The sequence below is a fragment of the Klebsiella sp. GB_Kp047 genome (assembly GCF_040065235.1).
GTDB classification, from domain to species: Bacteria; Pseudomonadota; Gammaproteobacteria; order Enterobacterales; family Enterobacteriaceae; genus Klebsiella; species Klebsiella quasipneumoniae.
The window spans coordinates 157,064-171,317 of sequence record NZ_JBEAJG010000006.1; the positions used below are offsets into that span (position 1 = coordinate 157,064).

Annotated in this window: 13 protein-coding genes; 9 read left to right on the top strand and 4 right to left on the bottom strand. The window is 57.4% G+C overall.

What is annotated here, in order from left to right; genetic code table 11:
* The first annotated feature begins 157 nt into the window (after positions 1–157).
* On the top strand, positions 158–1,777 hold the full coding sequence (nadB, locus tag ABLV76_RS05080) for an L-aspartate oxidase (RefSeq protein WP_348878207.1): 1,620 nt from the start codon (positions 158–160) through the stop codon (positions 1,775–1,777).
* Here nadB and ABLV76_RS05085 read toward each other — a convergent pair.
* Positions 1,762–2,499 (bottom strand): tRNA1(Val) (adenine(37)-N6)-methyltransferase, encoded by a 738-nt coding sequence (locus tag ABLV76_RS05085; protein WP_053810078.1) that lies wholly within the window; start codon positions 2,497–2,499, stop codon positions 1,762–1,764. The two genes, nadB and ABLV76_RS05085, sit on opposite strands and share 16 nt — an antisense overlap.
* 131 nt (positions 2,500–2,630) lie before the next feature.
* Between ABLV76_RS05085 and srmB the strand changes: the two genes are divergently transcribed.
* Positions 2,631–3,962: an ATP-dependent RNA helicase SrmB gene (gene srmB / locus ABLV76_RS05090; protein WP_004201817.1), complete on the top strand. Its 1,332-nt coding sequence runs from the start codon at positions 2,631–2,633 to the stop codon at positions 3,960–3,962.
* Between the two features lie 45 nt (positions 3,963–4,007).
* On the opposite strand, the gene grcA is transcribed toward srmB, so the two are convergent.
* The gene (gene grcA / locus ABLV76_RS05095; RefSeq protein ID WP_002914084.1) at positions 4,008–4,391 is read right to left on the bottom strand and encodes an autonomous glycyl radical cofactor GrcA; all 384 of its coding nucleotides are present in this window, start codon (positions 4,389–4,391) and stop codon (positions 4,008–4,010) included.
* A gap of 311 nt (positions 4,392–4,702) precedes the next feature.
* Between grcA and ung the strand changes: the two genes are divergently transcribed.
* The gene (gene ung / locus ABLV76_RS05100) at positions 4,703–5,392 is read left to right on the top strand and encodes a uracil-DNA glycosylase (protein WP_004201816.1); all 690 of its coding nucleotides are present in this window, start codon (positions 4,703–4,705) and stop codon (positions 5,390–5,392) included.
* 55 nt (positions 5,393–5,447) lie between these two features.
* On the opposite strand, the gene ABLV76_RS05105 is transcribed toward ung, so the two are convergent.
* Positions 5,448–6,518, bottom strand: coding sequence for a tRNA/rRNA methyltransferase (locus ABLV76_RS05105; protein ID WP_004201815.1), 1,071 nt, complete (start codon positions 6,516–6,518; stop codon positions 5,448–5,450).
* A 203-nt stretch (positions 6,519–6,721) separates the two neighbouring features.
* Here ABLV76_RS05105 and trxC point away from each other — a divergent pair, with 203 nt between their 5' ends.
* From trxC to ABLV76_RS05130, 5 genes are all read left to right on the top strand, one after another.
* On the top strand, positions 6,722–7,147 hold the full coding sequence (gene trxC / locus ABLV76_RS05110; RefSeq protein WP_002914091.1) for a thioredoxin TrxC: 426 nt from the start codon (positions 6,722–6,724) through the stop codon (positions 7,145–7,147).
* A gap of 69 nt (positions 7,148–7,216) precedes the next feature.
* The gene (gene tapT, locus ABLV76_RS05115; protein WP_032456473.1) at positions 7,217–7,915 is read left to right on the top strand and encodes a tRNA-uridine aminocarboxypropyltransferase; all 699 of its coding nucleotides are present in this window, start codon (positions 7,217–7,219) and stop codon (positions 7,913–7,915) included.
* A gap of 34 nt (positions 7,916–7,949) precedes the next feature.
* Positions 7,950–10,601: a protein lysine acetyltransferase gene (pat, locus tag ABLV76_RS05120; RefSeq protein ID WP_100051107.1), complete on the top strand. Its 2,652-nt coding sequence runs from the start codon at positions 7,950–7,952 to the stop codon at positions 10,599–10,601.
* Positions 10,602–10,721: 120 nt separating this feature from the next.
* Positions 10,722–12,077 (top strand): CDP-diacylglycerol--serine O-phosphatidyltransferase, encoded by a 1,356-nt coding sequence (gene pssA, locus ABLV76_RS05125; protein ID WP_004201812.1) that lies wholly within the window; start codon positions 10,722–10,724, stop codon positions 12,075–12,077.
* Between the two features lie 41 nt (positions 12,078–12,118).
* Entirely contained in the window at positions 12,119–12,442 is a 324-nt protein-coding gene (locus ABLV76_RS05130; protein WP_004201811.1) for a YfiM family lipoprotein, read from the top strand.
* A gap of 3 nt (positions 12,443–12,445) precedes the next feature.
* Here ABLV76_RS05130 and ABLV76_RS05135 read toward each other — a convergent pair whose 3' ends face one another.
* Complete coding sequence (locus ABLV76_RS05135; RefSeq protein WP_004201810.1) at positions 12,446–13,744, bottom strand: MFS transporter; 1,299 nt, start codon at positions 13,742–13,744, stop codon at positions 12,446–12,448.
* Between the two features lie 203 nt (positions 13,745–13,947).
* On the opposite strand from ABLV76_RS05135, the gene ABLV76_RS05140 reads away from it, so the two are divergent.
* A complete protein-coding gene (locus tag ABLV76_RS05140) occupies positions 13,948–14,079 on the top strand; it encodes a hypothetical protein (RefSeq protein ID WP_254911806.1) in 132 nt (43 codons plus the stop codon).
* Positions 14,080–14,254 lie beyond the last annotated feature (175 nt).

Genomic DNA, 14,254 nt, shown 5'->3' on the forward strand with positions numbered 1-14,254 from the left:
GCTATCAACCTGCCACGCGTCTCATTTTCGCCGTGCTCCAGACCGTTTCCGCTCGCCTGCTGTTTAGCCGTCACAACGCCCGCCAAAAAAAATGTACGATTCCTCACGAGCTGGTGCTATTGTGAGCTAAATGTGTTTAGTAAATTAAACAAAGACGATGAATACCACTCCTGACTTCTCTTGTGATGTGTTGATTATCGGCAGCGGCGCTGCCGGCCTCTCCCTTGCGCTGCGCCTGGCAGAGCACAGTTCGGTGACCGTGCTGAGTAAAGGGCCGATCAGCGAAGGTTCTACGTTCTATGCCCAGGGCGGGATTGCCGCCGTTTTCGACGAGACGGACAGTATTGAATCCCATGTCGAAGATACCCTGATTGCCGGCGCAGGGTTATGCGATCGCCATGCGGTCACCTTCGTCGCCAGCAACGCCAGACCATGCGTCCAGTGGCTTATCGATCAGGGCGTATTGTTTGATACCCAGGTCCAGGCCAATGGCGAAGAGAGCTATCATCTCACGCGCGAAGGGGGCCACAGCCATCGGCGCATTCTCCACGCCGCCGACGCTACCGGCAAAGCGGTGGAGACGACGCTGGTCGATAAAGCCCTCGCCCACCCCAATATCCGCATCCTTGAGCGCAGCAATGCCGTCGACTTGATCGTATCGGATAAGATTGGCTTGCCAGGCACGCGCCGGGTGGTCGGGGCGTGGATCTGGAACCGCAATAAAGAGCGCGTGGAAACCTGCAGCGCGAAGGCGGTGGTGCTCGCCACCGGCGGAGCCGCCAAGGTTTATCAATACACCACTAACCCCGACGTCTCTTCCGGAGACGGTATCGCGATGGCCTGGCGGGCGGGCTGCCGGGTGGCGAATCTGGAATTTAATCAGTTTCACCCCACCGCGCTGTATCATCCGCAGGCGCGCAACTTCCTGCTTACCGAAGCGCTGCGCGGCGAAGGCGCCCACCTTAAACGCCCGGACGGCACCCGCTTTATGCCGGACTTTGACGAGCGCGGCGAGCTGGCCCCACGCGATATCGTCGCCCGCGCCATCGATCATGAGATGAAGCGCCTTGGCGTGGACTGTATGTTCCTTGATATCAGCCATAAACCCGAGGCGTTTGTTCGCCAGCACTTCCCGATGATTTACGAGAAGCTGCTCGGCCTGGGAATTGATTTAACCAAAGATCCGGTACCGGTCGTCCCTGCCGCACATTACACCTGCGGCGGCGTGATGGTGGATGATAATGGCCGCACCGACGTCGATGGGTTATACGCTATCGGCGAAGTCAGCTATACCGGGCTGCACGGCGCGAACCGTATGGCCTCGAACTCGCTGCTGGAGTGCCTGGTTTACGGCTGGTCCGCCGCGGAAGAGATTGCCCGACGCCTGCCGCTGGCCCAGAAGGTTAGCACCCTGCCGGCGTGGGATGAAAGTCAGGTGGAGATCCCGGATGAACTGGTGGTTATCCAGCATAACTGGCACGAGCTGCGGCTGCTGATGTGGGATTACGTGGGGATTGTGCGCACCACCCGCAGGCTGGAGCGCGCCCTGCGGCGCATTACCATGCTGCAGCAGGAGCTGGATGAGTATTACGCCCGCTTCCGCGTCTCGAATAATCTGCTGGAGCTGCGCAATCTGGTGCAGGTGGCGGAGCTTATCGTACGCTGCGCGATGTTGCGCAAAGAGAGCCGCGGTCTGCATTACACCCTCGACTATCCGCAGCCGCTGCCGAACAGCGGCCCGTCGATACTGTCGCCCCTGGCTCACATAAAGAGATAAAAATCCTCGGTCAGAGCGGTAAAGCCTTCAGAATACTGCTGCTCTGGCCCGCGAATCGCCAGCCTGTCGCTGAAACACTCCCCCGCCGTCGGGGAGAAAGCCAGCAGCACCCGGTGCGGCGGCCGCAGCTCGGTCTCCGCCACGTCAGTGCGCAGTCGCAGGTGCCAGCCCATCGCGGTTGCCCGTTCGATAAACGCATTACCGATATCTACCGGTAGCACCACGCAAAAAAAGCCTTCTTCGGTGATATGTTCAGCGGCGCAGGTCAGCAGAGAAGCGTGATCGAGCGTAGTGGTATACCGCGCCTGCTCCCGCTGCGAGGTAGCGCAAGGCACCCCTTCCGCAAAGAAGGGCGGGTTACTGATTATCAGTTGATAGCGTCGGGTCTGCGGCGGTTGCCACTGATGAATATCGGCCTGACAGACCTCAACCCGCGCAGCCCATGGCGACGCGAGAGCATTTTCCTGCGCCTGGGCGGCAGCCTCTGCGTCCAGTTCAACCGCATCGACACATACATCATCGCCGGTACGCTGGGCGAGCATTAGCGCCAGCAGGCCGCTGCCCGCGCCAATATCCAGCACATGCTTCACCCCGGCAATCGGCGCCCAGGCGCCGAGCAAAATGCCGTCGGTACCCACCTTCATCGCGCAACGATCGTGGGCGACAAAAAACTGTTTGAAGGTAAAACCATTGCGCGGCAGCGCAAACTTCGACTGAGACATCCTCAATAACCTTGCCGACAAAAACTCCTGAACGTAAGGCTATGCACAATACCGGAGAACAGATAGCCTTACAAACAGATGAACATTACGTCAGTAACGTCTATAATCGGCGGCCCACTCAGAGGTAGAACATGACTGTAACGACTTTTTCCGAACTTGAACTCGACGAAAACCTGCTGGAGGCCCTCCAGGATAAAGGTTTCACTCGCCCGACAGCCATTCAGGCCGCCGCTATTCCGCCTGCGCTCGATGGCCGTGACATCCTCGGTTCAGCGCCGACCGGCACTGGTAAAACGGCGGCGTATCTGCTGCCAGCGTTGCAGCACCTGCTCGATTTCCCGCGTAAGAAATCCGGCCCGCCGCGTATTCTTATCCTGACGCCGACCCGCGAGCTGGCGATGCAGGTGGCTGACCACGCCCGCGAGCTGGCAAAGCATACCCATCTGGATATCGCCACCATTACCGGCGGCGTAGCCTACATGAACCACGCGGAAGTGTTCAGCGAAAACCAGGACATCGTGGTCGCCACCACTGGTCGCCTGCTGCAGTATATAAAAGAAGAGAACTTTGACTGCCGCGCCGTCGAGACCCTAATCCTCGATGAAGCCGACCGCATGCTGGACATGGGCTTTGCGCAGGATATCGAAACCATCGCCGGTGAAACCCGCTGGCGCAAGCAGACCATGCTGTTCTCCGCGACGCTCGAAGGCGATGCGATCAAAGACTTCGCCGAACGTCTTCTGGAGGAGCCGGTTGAAGTTTCCGCTAACCCGTCGACTCGCGAGCGCAAGAAAATCCATCAATGGTACTACCGCGCTGACGATATCGAACATAAAACCAAACTGCTGGTGAATCTGCTGCAACAGCCGGAAGCTACCCGCGCTATCGTCTTTGTGCGCAAGCGCGAGCGCGTGCATGAGCTGGCCAACTGGCTGCGTGAAGCCGGGATTAACACCTGCTGGCTGGAAGGCGAGATGGTGCAGGCCAAGCGTAACGAAGCCATCAAGCGTCTGACCGATGGCCGCGTAAACGTGCTGATCGCTACCGACGTCGCCGCCCGCGGTATCGATATTCCGGACGTCAGCCACGTCTTTAACTTCGATATGCCGCGCACCGCCGACATCTATCTGCACCGTATCGGTCGTACCGGGCGTGCAGGTAAGAAAGGCACCGCGATTTCGCTGGTTGAAGCGCACGACCACCTGTTGCTGGGCAAGATCGGCCGCTACGTTGAAGAACCGCTGAAAGCTCGGGTGATTGATGAATTGCGACCAAAAACCCGCGCGCCAAGCGAGAAGCTGACCGGTAAACCATCGAAGAAAGTGCTGGCGAAACGCGCCGAGAAAAAAGAGAAAGAAAAAGAAAAGCCGCGGGTGAAAAAGCGCCACCGCGATACGAAAAATATCGGTAAGCGCCGGAAACCAAGCGCAGCCGGGACGCCATCAGCGCCCAACGAAGAGTAAAAAAAACGCCGGGTTATCCCGGCGTTTTCACATCTGGCGTTAGCCTTACAGGCTTTCGGTAAAGGTACGAGCGATAACGTCGCGCTGCTGTTCCGGCGTCAGGGAGTTGAAGCGCACCGCGTAGCCAGAAACACGAATGGTCAGCTGCGGATATTTTTCCGGATGCTCAACCGCGTCCAGCAGAGTTTCACGACGCAGCACGTTAACGTTCAGGTGCTGACCGCCTTCCACGCGAACTTCTGGTTTCACGTCTACCGGGATTTCACGGTATTCGATTTCACCCAGTTTGCTGACCGCCACCACGTCATCTTCCGCAAAACCACCTTTGGCGCACAGGCAGCGCGCTTCGCCTTTTTCGCTATCCAGCAGCCAGAAAGAGTTCAGCAGGTCGTCGTTTGCCGCTTTAGTAATTTGGATACCAGTAATCATTTGATGCCTCCCAGGCAGTGTTTATTCGATTTTGGCCTCTTCGCGGCCAATTGGTAAAACCATTGTTGTATGAGTGTATATATATCAGCCGCACCCTCGGCATTCTTTGATGTAAATCAACAAAAACCACTCACTCTAAGTGGGTATGCAAGGATTTTATTGTTTTACATCAAGTTACGCCATGCACAGCTATAAATAATTTTGTAAATTTTCAATTATTTTTGCATGAAGGCCCGCGTTGAGCCGTGCCGATTTTGTTCTGTAGAAAGAAGCCGTTAAGCTATAGCAATGACCCTTTGCAGGAGAGCAAGATGACCACCCCTTTAACCTGGCATGACGTGCTGGCGGATGAAAAGCAACAACCCTATTTTCTCAATACTCTGAAGACCGTCGCCGAAGAGCGCCAGTCCGGGATCACCATCTATCCACCGCAAAAAGACGTCTTCAATGCGTTTCGCTTTACCGAACTGGGCGATGTCAAAGTCGTCATTCTCGGCCAGGACCCCTATCACGGCCCGGGGCAAGCCCACGGTCTGGCGTTCTCGGTTCGCCCGGGCGTCGCCATCCCGCCCTCGCTGCTAAATATGTACAAAGAGCTCGAGGCCACTATCCCTGGCTTTACCCGACCTACCCATGGTTACCTGGAAAGCTGGGCGCGCCAGGGAGTGCTCCTGCTGAATACGGTCCTGACCGTCCGCGCCGGGCAGGCGCACTCGCACGCCAGTCTCGGCTGGGAGACGTTTACCGATAAGGTTATCGCGTTAATCAATGAGCATTGCGAGGGGGTGGTCTTCCTACTGTGGGGCTCCCATGCACAAAAGAAAGGCGCGATTATCGATCGCCAGCGCCACTGCGTACTGAAGGCGCCGCACCCGTCACCGCTCTCTGCACATCGCGGCTTCTTTGGCAGCAACCATTTCGTGCAGACCAATCAGTGGCTGACCGAGCGCGGCGAAGCACCGATTGACTGGATGCCGGTCCTTCCCGCCGAAAGCGAGTGATCGACAGCCATAAAAAAAGCCAGCATCAGCTGGCTTTTTTATTCAGGGACAGGTATTACGCCTTGTTCTGACGCCACCACTCCGCCAGCAGAACGCCGGTCGCCACAGAGACGTTCAGGCTTTCGACATTGCCGGTACCATCGATGGCGACGCTGAGGTCCGCGCTGGAGATCGCTGCATCCGACAGGCCATCGCGCTCCTGGCCTAACACCAGCACCATTTTCTTCGGCAGCTCGGCTTTAAACAGCGGGGTACCATTATGGCTGGAGGTCGAGACAATCGCGTAGCCCGCCTGACGGAATTGATCAAGAGTATCGATGAAGCTGTCGCCGGTGATCGGCTCAACATGTTCCGCACCGCCTTCCGCCGTACGGATCGCCGCGCCGGACTCCAGCACGCCGGCATCCTGAACCACAACGCCCTTCACGCCGAAGTGCGCGCAGCTGCGCATGATCGCCCCGAGGTTGTGCGGGTTACCCACGTCTTCCAGCGCCAGAACGCAATCTTCTTCTGCGGCCTTCGCGACCCACTGGGCAACAGAGGTGCCGTGGCGTTTTTTGATCAGGAAGCAGACGCCGCCGTGGTGATCGGTCCCGGAGGCTTTCGCCAGCTCGGCTTCATCAACCACATGATAGGCTTTACGGTTAGCCGCCATCCAGCGCAGCGCCTCTTTAAAACGCGGCGTCACGCTCTGAATAAACCAGGCGCGGACAATAGCTTCCGGGCGGCTCTGGAACAGGGCCTGACAGGCGTTTTCACCATACACGCGGGTCTCTTCCGCGCGCTGGCGACGCAGCACTTCCGGATCGATAAAACTCTTCCCGCTGATCCCGCCGTGATCTTCTTTTACCGGGGTCTCATCGCCAGGGGCGCGGGAAACGGTACGCCACGGGGACGCATCGTCACGATGAAAATCATCGCGCTTGCGGTCATCGCGTTTACGATCGTCACCGCGGCTGTTTCGTTCGTCACGCGCAGGGCGGCTGCGGCCGTCAACACGAGATTTTCCTGGACGACCTCCCCCTTTCCCGGTACGTGGGTTATGGGTGCGTTTGTCAGAATCATCATCACTGCGGACATACATCACTTTGACCTTGCCGCTTTTATTTTTCAGTTCGTCGCTCATCAATTTTCTCCACCTGCGCTGCGCGAAGCGCGCAGATTACCCGATGTGTCATCGCTTCGCCATGATTTCGTTTAAAAGCCGGCCTCTATTGCACTCATCGAACAAAACGCATTGTCCTTAAATAACACTTAATCGATAATATGTAACATCACAGAAACATATCGGCCACGTGCCACGTTGCAACCCATAACCAGAGGTTAGTTATGAATACCGTTTGTGCCAGTTGTCAGGCTCTGAACCGCCTCCCGGACGATCGTAGCGCGGATGGCGCAAAGTGCGGACGCTGCGGTCACGATCTTTTTGACGGCGACGTCATCAACGCGACCGGGGCAACGCTGGATAAACTCTTAAAGGACGATCTGCCGGTCGTTGTTGATTTCTGGGCGCCATGGTGCGGTCCCTGCCGTAGCTTCGCGCCGATCTTTGAAGACGTTGCGGAAGAGCGTAGCGGGAAGATGCGCTTTGTGAAAGTTAACACCGAAGCGGAACGTGAGCTTAGCGCACGGTTTCGTATCCGCAGCATCCCGACCATTATGATGTTCAAAAATGGCGAAGTGATCGACATGCTCAATGGCGCGGTGCCAAAAGCGCCATTTGATAGCTGGCTGAACGAAGCCGGACAGCAGTAATCCTTCCGGGGCACCGCTTGTGCCCCGTTTTAGCCTCTGCGACAATAGCGCTTTTCATTAGCGACTCCCATGACTGATAACGCTGTCCTTCGCCTGCGCGCCGAACGTCTCGCGCGAGCCACCCGCCCTTTCCTTGCGCGCGGTAATCGCATCCGCCGCTGCCAGCGCTGTCTGCTGCCGCTCAAGCAGTGTCTGTGCGCCACGTTAACGCCGGCGCAGTCCACCAGCCGCTTTTGCCTGGTGATGTTTGATACGGAACCGATGAAGCCCAGCAACACCGGTCGGCTCATCGCCGATATTCTGCCGAATACCGAGGCTTATCAATGGTCGAGAACCGAGCCGCCGCAGGGGCTGCTTGACCTGGTCGCCCATCCCGATTACCAGCCGATGGTGGTGTTCCCCGCCTCCTACGCCGGGCCGGAGCGCCAGGTCCTGAGCGCGCCGCCGTCTGGCAAACCGCCGCTGTTTATCATGCTCGACGGCACCTGGACCGAAGCGCGTAAAATGTTCCGTAAGAGCCCTTATCTGGACGCGCTGCCGATAATCTCCGTCGATCTGTCCCGCATCTCAGCCTACCATCTGCGCGAGGCGCACGCCGATGGACAATATTGTACCGCGGAAGTGGCCATCGCCCTGCTGGACCTGGCGGGCGATGCGCCGGCCGCCGCAGCGCTTGGCGAACACTTCACCCGCTTCCGGACCCGTTACCTGGCAGGAAAAACCCAGCATAAGGGCAGTATCACAGCGGACCAGGTGGAAAACGTTTAAAATCATTCGGTCACTGGGATGAAAGGAGACCGGTATGAGCCAACGAGGCCTGGAAGCACTGCTGCGACCAAAGTCCATCGCCGTTATTGGCGCATCAATGAAACCGCAGCGCGCTGGCTATCTCATGATGCGCAACCTGCTAGCCGGTGGCTTCAATGGCCCGGTGCTGCCGGTGACCCCCGCCTGGAAGGCGGTGCTCGGGGTGCTGGCGTGGCCCACCATCGAGAGCCTGCCCTTTACGCCGGATCTGGCGGTACTCTGTACCAACGCGCGGCGTAATCTCGAGTTGCTTGAAGCCCTGGGGCAGAAAGGCTGCAAGACCTGCATCATTCTTTCTTCGCAGCCTGAGCAGTATCCGGCGCTGCTGGCGTGCGCCACCCGCCATCAGATGCGCCTGCTCGGCCCCAACAGTCTCGGCCTGCTGGCGCCGTGGCAAGGGTTGAACGCCAGCTTTTCGCCGGTGCCGATCCATCGCGGTAAACTGGCCTTTATCTCGCAATCGGCTGCCGTCTCCAACACCATCCTTGATTGGGCGCAACAGCGCGAGATGGGGTTTTCCTACTTTATCGCGCTGGGTGATAGTCTGGATATAGATGTCGATGACCTGCTGGACTTTCTGGCCCGCGACAGCAAAACCAGCGCCATTTTGCTCTACCTTGAGCATCTCAGCGACGCGCGCCGGTTTGTTTCCGCCGCGCGCAGCGCCTCGCGAAACAAGCCGATCCTGGTGATTAAAAGCGGCCGTAGTCCCGCGGCGCAGAAGCTGTTGCACGTCAACTCCGGGATGGATCCGGCATGGGATGCGGCCATCCAGCGTGCTGGTCTACTGCGGGTCCAGGATACCCATGAGCTCTTCTCCGCCGTAGAAACCCTGAGCCATATGCGCCCGCTGCGCGGTGAAAAACTGATGATCGTCAGCAACGGCGCGGCGCCGGCGGCGCTGGCGTTGGATGAGCTTTGGCTGCGTAACGGTAAGCTGGCGACCCTCAGCGAGGAGACGCGCGACGCCCTGCGCCAGGCGCTGCCGGGCGGCGTCGAGATCGCCAACCCACTGGATCTACGCGATGACGCCAGCAGCGAACATTATCAGCGGGCGGTGAATATTCTGCTTAACAGCCAGGACTATGACGCGCTGCTGGTGATCCACTCTCCCAGCGCCGCCGCGCCGGGCACCGAGAGCGCCCTGGCGCTGATCGACGCCCTGAAGCACCATCCGCGTGGCAAATATGTCACCGTGCTGACCAACTGGTGCGGCGAATTCTCCTCCCAGGAGGCGCGACGGCTGTTCAGCGATGCCGGCCTTCCCACCTACCGTACGCCGGAGGGGACCATCACCGCCTTTATGCATATGGTCGAGTACCGCCGTAACCAGAAACAGCTACGCGAGACCCCCGTGCTGCCGGACTCGTTAACCGCCAATACCAGCAAGGCGCATGCCCTGCTCCAGCAAGCGATCGATGACGGCGCCACCACGCTGGATACCCACGAGGTCAGCCCGGTACTCCGGGCCTACGGCATCCACACACTGCCAACCTGGATCGCCGCTGACAGCGCGGAAGCGGTGCATATTGCTGAGCAGATAGGCTATCCGGTTGCGTTGAAGCTGCGTTCCCCGGATATTCCGCATAAATCAGAAGTACAGGGGGTCATGTTGTATCTGCGTACCGCGGCAGAAGTGCAGCAGGCAGCGGATGCGATGATCGATCGCGTCAGGCTGGCCTGGCCCCGGGCGCGCATTCATGGCCTGCTGGTGCAGAGTATGGCCAATCGCGCCGGCGCCCAGGAGCTGAGAGTGGTGGTTGAGCACGATCCTCTCTTCGGCCCGTTGATTATGTTGGGCGAAGGCGGCGTGGAGTGGCGGGCCGAGGACCAGGCCGCCGTGGCGCTGCCGCCGCTGAATATGAACCTGGCGCGTTATCTGGTGATCCAGGCGATCAAAAATAAGAAGATCCGCGGCCGCAGCGCATTGCGACCGCTGGATATCGCGGGCTTAAGCCAGCTGCTGGTTCAGGTCTCGAACCTGATCGTCGACTGCCCGGAGATCCAGCGCCTGGATATTCATCCCCTGCTCGCCTCCGGCAACGAGTTTACGGCGCTGGATGTTACCCTTGGGCTTGCACCCTTCAGCGGCGACAGTGAAAGCCGTCTCGCTATTCGTCCCTATCCGCACCAGCTGGAGGAGTGGGTGGTGATGAAAAATGGCGATCGCTGTCTGTTCCGGCCGATCCTGCCGGAAGATGAACCGCAGCTGCTCGCGTTTATCGCCCAGGTCACCAAAGAAGATCTCTATTATCGCTATTTTAGTGAGATCAACGAATTTACCCATGACGACTTAGCCAATATGACCCAGATCGACTACGATCGAGAAATGGCGTTTGTCGCCGTCAGGACCACTGCGGAACAGAGCGAGATCCTTGGCGTGACGCGGGCGATCTCCGACCCTGATAATATTGATGCCGAGTTTGCTGTGCTGGTCCGTTCAGATTTGAAAGGGTTAGGCCTGGGCCGAAGGCTGCTGGAAAAGCTGATCGCCTATACGCAAAGCCATGGCCTGCAACGGCTGAATGGGATTACGATGCCGAATAACCGAGGCATGATCGGCCTCGCCAGAAAGCTGGGATTCACCGTTGATATTCAGCTGGAAGATGGGATTGTCAGTCTGTCGCTGCCCCTGAATCAGGGATAATCGCGCGACGCTGACCGCAATTGTTGACCACATTAGCGGGTAGTAATGGTATTATTGCCCGCTTACGTCGTCTGCATGGTACAGAAGACCCTTCAATAAACAGAGAAGAAACGCACTGTGATGTTGTCAAAATTTAAGCGTAATAAACATCAACAACACCTTGCCCAACTCCCTAAGCTTTCTCAGTCAGTTGATGATGTAGAGTTCTTTTACGCCCCTGCGGATTTCAGGGAAGCGTTACTGACCCGGATTGCCAACGCCACTCAGCGTATATGCATTATTGCGCTCTACCTGGAGCAAGATGATGGCGGAAAAGGAATTTTGCAGGCCCTGTATGACGCCAAGCGTCAGCGTCCGCAACTGGATGTTCGCGTCCTCGTGGACTGGCACCGCGCTCAACGTGGCCGTATCGGCGCCGCCGCCTCCAACACCAACGCCGACTGGTATTGCCGGATGGCCACTGAAAATCCGGGCGTAGAGATCCCCGTTTACGGCGTGCCGATTAACACCCGGGAGGCGCTCGGCGTTCTCCATTTCAAAGGCTTTATTATCGATGACTGCGTCCTCTACAGCGGCGCCAGCCTGAACGATGTTTATCTGCATCAGCATGATAAGTACCGCTATGATCGCTATCAGTGCATCCGAAACGGCAAAATGGCGGACGTCATGTTTGACTGGGTCGACAATAATCTGGTTCAGGGACGCGGTGTGAATCGTCTCGACAGACCGGATCGGCCAAAAAGTCCGGAAATCAAAAACGACATTCGCCAGTACCGTCAGGAGCTCCGCGACCGCAGCTACCATTTTGTCGGCACCGCCGGTGACGAAGAACTCTCCGTCACCCCGCTGGTAGGCCTGGGGAAATCCAGCCTGCTGAACAAAACTATCTTTCACCTGATGCCCTGTGCCGAGCACAAGTTAACGATCTGCACCCCCTACTTCAACCTTCCTGCCGTGCTGGTAAGAAATATCATCCAGCTGCTACGCGACGGTAAACAGGTGGAGATTATTGTCGGCGATAAAACCGCTAACGATTTCTATATTCCCGAAGATCAGCCGTTTAAAATCATCGGCGCGCTTCCTTATCTGTATGAAATCAACCTGCGGCGTTTCCTCAGCCGGCTGCAGTATTATGTGAATACCGATCAGCTGATCGTCCGCCTGTGGAAGGATGACGATAACAGCTACCACCTGAAAGGCATGTGGGTTGATGATGAGTGGATGCTGCTCACCGGCAACAACCTTAACCCGCGCGCCTGGCGACTCGATCTGGAAAATGCCATTCTGATCCACGATCCAAAGCAGCAGTTGGGGGCCATGCGGGAGAAAGAGCTGAAGCTCATCCGCACCCACACCACGGTGGTGAAACATTATCGGGATCTGCAAAGTATTGCCGACTACCCGGTGAAAGTGCGTAAACTGATCCGCCGACTACGGCGGATCCGCATCGACCGGCTGATCAGCCGTATTCTCTGACAATCAGCCCCGCCTCGACGGGGCTTTTTTCTGGAAGCACTATGCGTACGATAATCGTGATTGCTTCGCTGATGTTAACGGGCTGCAGCCACATGGCAAATGATGCATGGTCCGGTCAGGACAAAGCCCAGCATTTTCTGGCCTCGGCGATGCTGTCTGCCGCGGGCAATGAATATGCGCAACATCAGGGTTACAGCCGGGACCGCAGCGCCGCTATCGGCCTGATGTTTTCTGTCAGCCTCGGCGCCTCAAAAGAGCTTTGGGACAGCCGCCCGGCAGGGAGCGGCTGGAGCTGGAAGGATTTCGCCTGGGATGTAGCCGGCGCGACCACCGGCTACGCTGTGTGGCAACTGGCGCACCAGTAGCGGCTAAAGACGCAGGCCTTTGCCCTTGCGATGCAGCATCAGGGAGACCAGGAAGGCGATGGCCGCCATCACCGTTACGTACCAGTAAAAAGCGTGCTCTATCCCCGCCGATTTAAGCGACAGCGCGACATACTCCGCCGAGCCGCCAAACAGGGCATTCGCGACGGCATAGGAAAGCCCTACCCCAAGCGCACGAACCTGCGCCGGGAACATCTCGGCCTTCAGGATGCCGCTGATCGAGGTATAGAAACTGACAATCAGCAAGGCGCAGATCACCAGGCCGAAGGCAGCATAGGGGGAGCTCACTTTTTGCAAGGCGCTCAGGATAGGCACGGTAAATAATGTCGCCAGTACGCCAAAGCACAGCATGGAGGTACGGCGGCCTACTTTATCCGAAAAAGCGCCGAACAGCGGTTGAACCAGCATATAAACGAACAGCGCCGCAGTCATGATCACGCTGGCGGTGCTGGCCGTCATACCCGCCGTGTTGACCAGATACTTTTGCATATAGGTAGTAAAGGTATAAAAGGTCAGCGATCCGGCGGCGGTAAAGCCCAACACCATCACGAAGGCCCGGCGATTACGCCACAACCCTTTAAATGAGCCAGCCTCTTTCAGCGCCCGGGTCTCCTGCTTTGAGGTTTCGTCCAGCTGGCGACGCAGCCACAGCGCGACGATGGCCAGTACTGCCCCGAGAGCAAAAGGAATACGCCATCCCCATGCATGCAGATCTTCGTCGCTCAGCACCTGCTGGAGCGCCACGACCACTAATACCGCCAGTAGCTGTCCGCCAATTAACGTGACGTACTGGAAAGAGGCGTAGAAGCCTTTCTTTCCTTCAATCGCCACTTCACTCATATAGGTCGCGCTGGTGCCATATTCTCCCCCGACCGACAGCCCCTGGAACAGACGGGCCAACAGAAGCAACGCCGGAGCCCAGGTGCCGATGACTGCATAGCCCGGTAGGCAGGCAATTACCAGTGAACCAAAGCACATCATGCAGACCGAAATAAGCATGGACGTTTTACGTCCGCGGCGGTCGGCGATCCGACCAAACAGCCAGCCACCGATAGGACGCATCAGAAATCCGGCGGCGAATACGCCTGCCGTTTGTAAAAGTTGAGTGGTGGTATTTCCGGATGGAAAGAAGATATGGGCAAAATAGAGCGAGCAGAATGAGTAGACGTAAAAATCAAACCACTCAACCAGATTTCCCGAGGAAGCGCCAACAATTGCCCAAATACGACGACGGGTGTCAGCCTGCTCCGGCGCGGCCCGTTCGGTAATGCTACTCTCTGTCATTGTTATATTGCTCCAGCAAAGACTGCAATCTGTCTTGTCGGGCGTACCACGTCACGCAGACAAATTAGTTAGTAAACTAAATGTTATATAATTGTTATATCTTTATATGTGATTGCATTCACATTTTTTTTCGTAAGCACGGTTTTCGCGATCAACGCCAGTGCAGGAGCAAGGAAAAAGTGGATTATGGCGAAGGGATTGCCATGACGGGGTTTTATGTTGCTTTGAATGAAGATGATGAACTGGATATGGTGGGGTTGTCGCCGGAGGCGGTGCTGCGCACCCCTGGCCGGGCTACCGGGGCGTGGCTCCATGTCGGACCCGTAGCCCCGTAAAGCGCAGCGCCACCGGGGAGATATACCCCATACAGCAAAAAAACCCGCACCTTTCGGGACGGGGTTCTTGTTAAAACGCAAAAACAAAAGGCCCAGTCTTTTGACTGAGCCTTTCGTTTTATTTGATGCCTGGCAGTTCCCTACTCTCACATGGGGAGACCCCACACTACCATCG

Bases quoted from the DNA above. Each gene is read 5' to 3' on its own strand.
- nadB (WP_348878207.1), top strand. From the start codon at position 158: ATGAATACCACTCCTGACTTCTCTTGTGATGTGTTGATTATCGGCAGC.
- ABLV76_RS05085 (WP_053810078.1), bottom strand. From the start codon at position 2,499: ATGTCTCAGTCGAAGTTTGCGCTGCCGCGCAATGGTTTTACCTTCAAA.
- srmB (WP_004201817.1), top strand. From the start codon at position 2,631: ATGACTGTAACGACTTTTTCCGAACTTGAACTCGACGAAAACCTGCTG.
- grcA (WP_002914084.1), bottom strand. From the start codon at position 4,391: ATGATTACTGGTATCCAAATTACTAAAGCGGCAAACGACGACCTGCTG.
- ung (WP_004201816.1), top strand. From the start codon at position 4,703: ATGACCACCCCTTTAACCTGGCATGACGTGCTGGCGGATGAAAAGCAA.
- ABLV76_RS05105 (WP_004201815.1), bottom strand. From the start codon at position 6,518: ATGAGCGACGAACTGAAAAATAAAAGCGGCAAGGTCAAAGTGATGTAT.
- trxC (WP_002914091.1), top strand. From the start codon at position 6,722: ATGAATACCGTTTGTGCCAGTTGTCAGGCTCTGAACCGCCTCCCGGAC.
- tapT (WP_032456473.1), top strand. From the start codon at position 7,217: ATGACTGATAACGCTGTCCTTCGCCTGCGCGCCGAACGTCTCGCGCGA.
- pat (WP_100051107.1), top strand. From the start codon at position 7,950: ATGAGCCAACGAGGCCTGGAAGCACTGCTGCGACCAAAGTCCATCGCC.
- pssA (WP_004201812.1), top strand. From the start codon at position 10,722: ATGTTGTCAAAATTTAAGCGTAATAAACATCAACAACACCTTGCCCAA.
- ABLV76_RS05130 (WP_004201811.1), top strand. From the start codon at position 12,119: ATGCGTACGATAATCGTGATTGCTTCGCTGATGTTAACGGGCTGCAGC.
- ABLV76_RS05135 (WP_004201810.1), bottom strand. From the start codon at position 13,744: ATGACAGAGAGTAGCATTACCGAACGGGCCGCGCCGGAGCAGGCTGAC.
- ABLV76_RS05140 (WP_254911806.1), top strand. From the start codon at position 13,948: ATGACGGGGTTTTATGTTGCTTTGAATGAAGATGATGAACTGGATATG.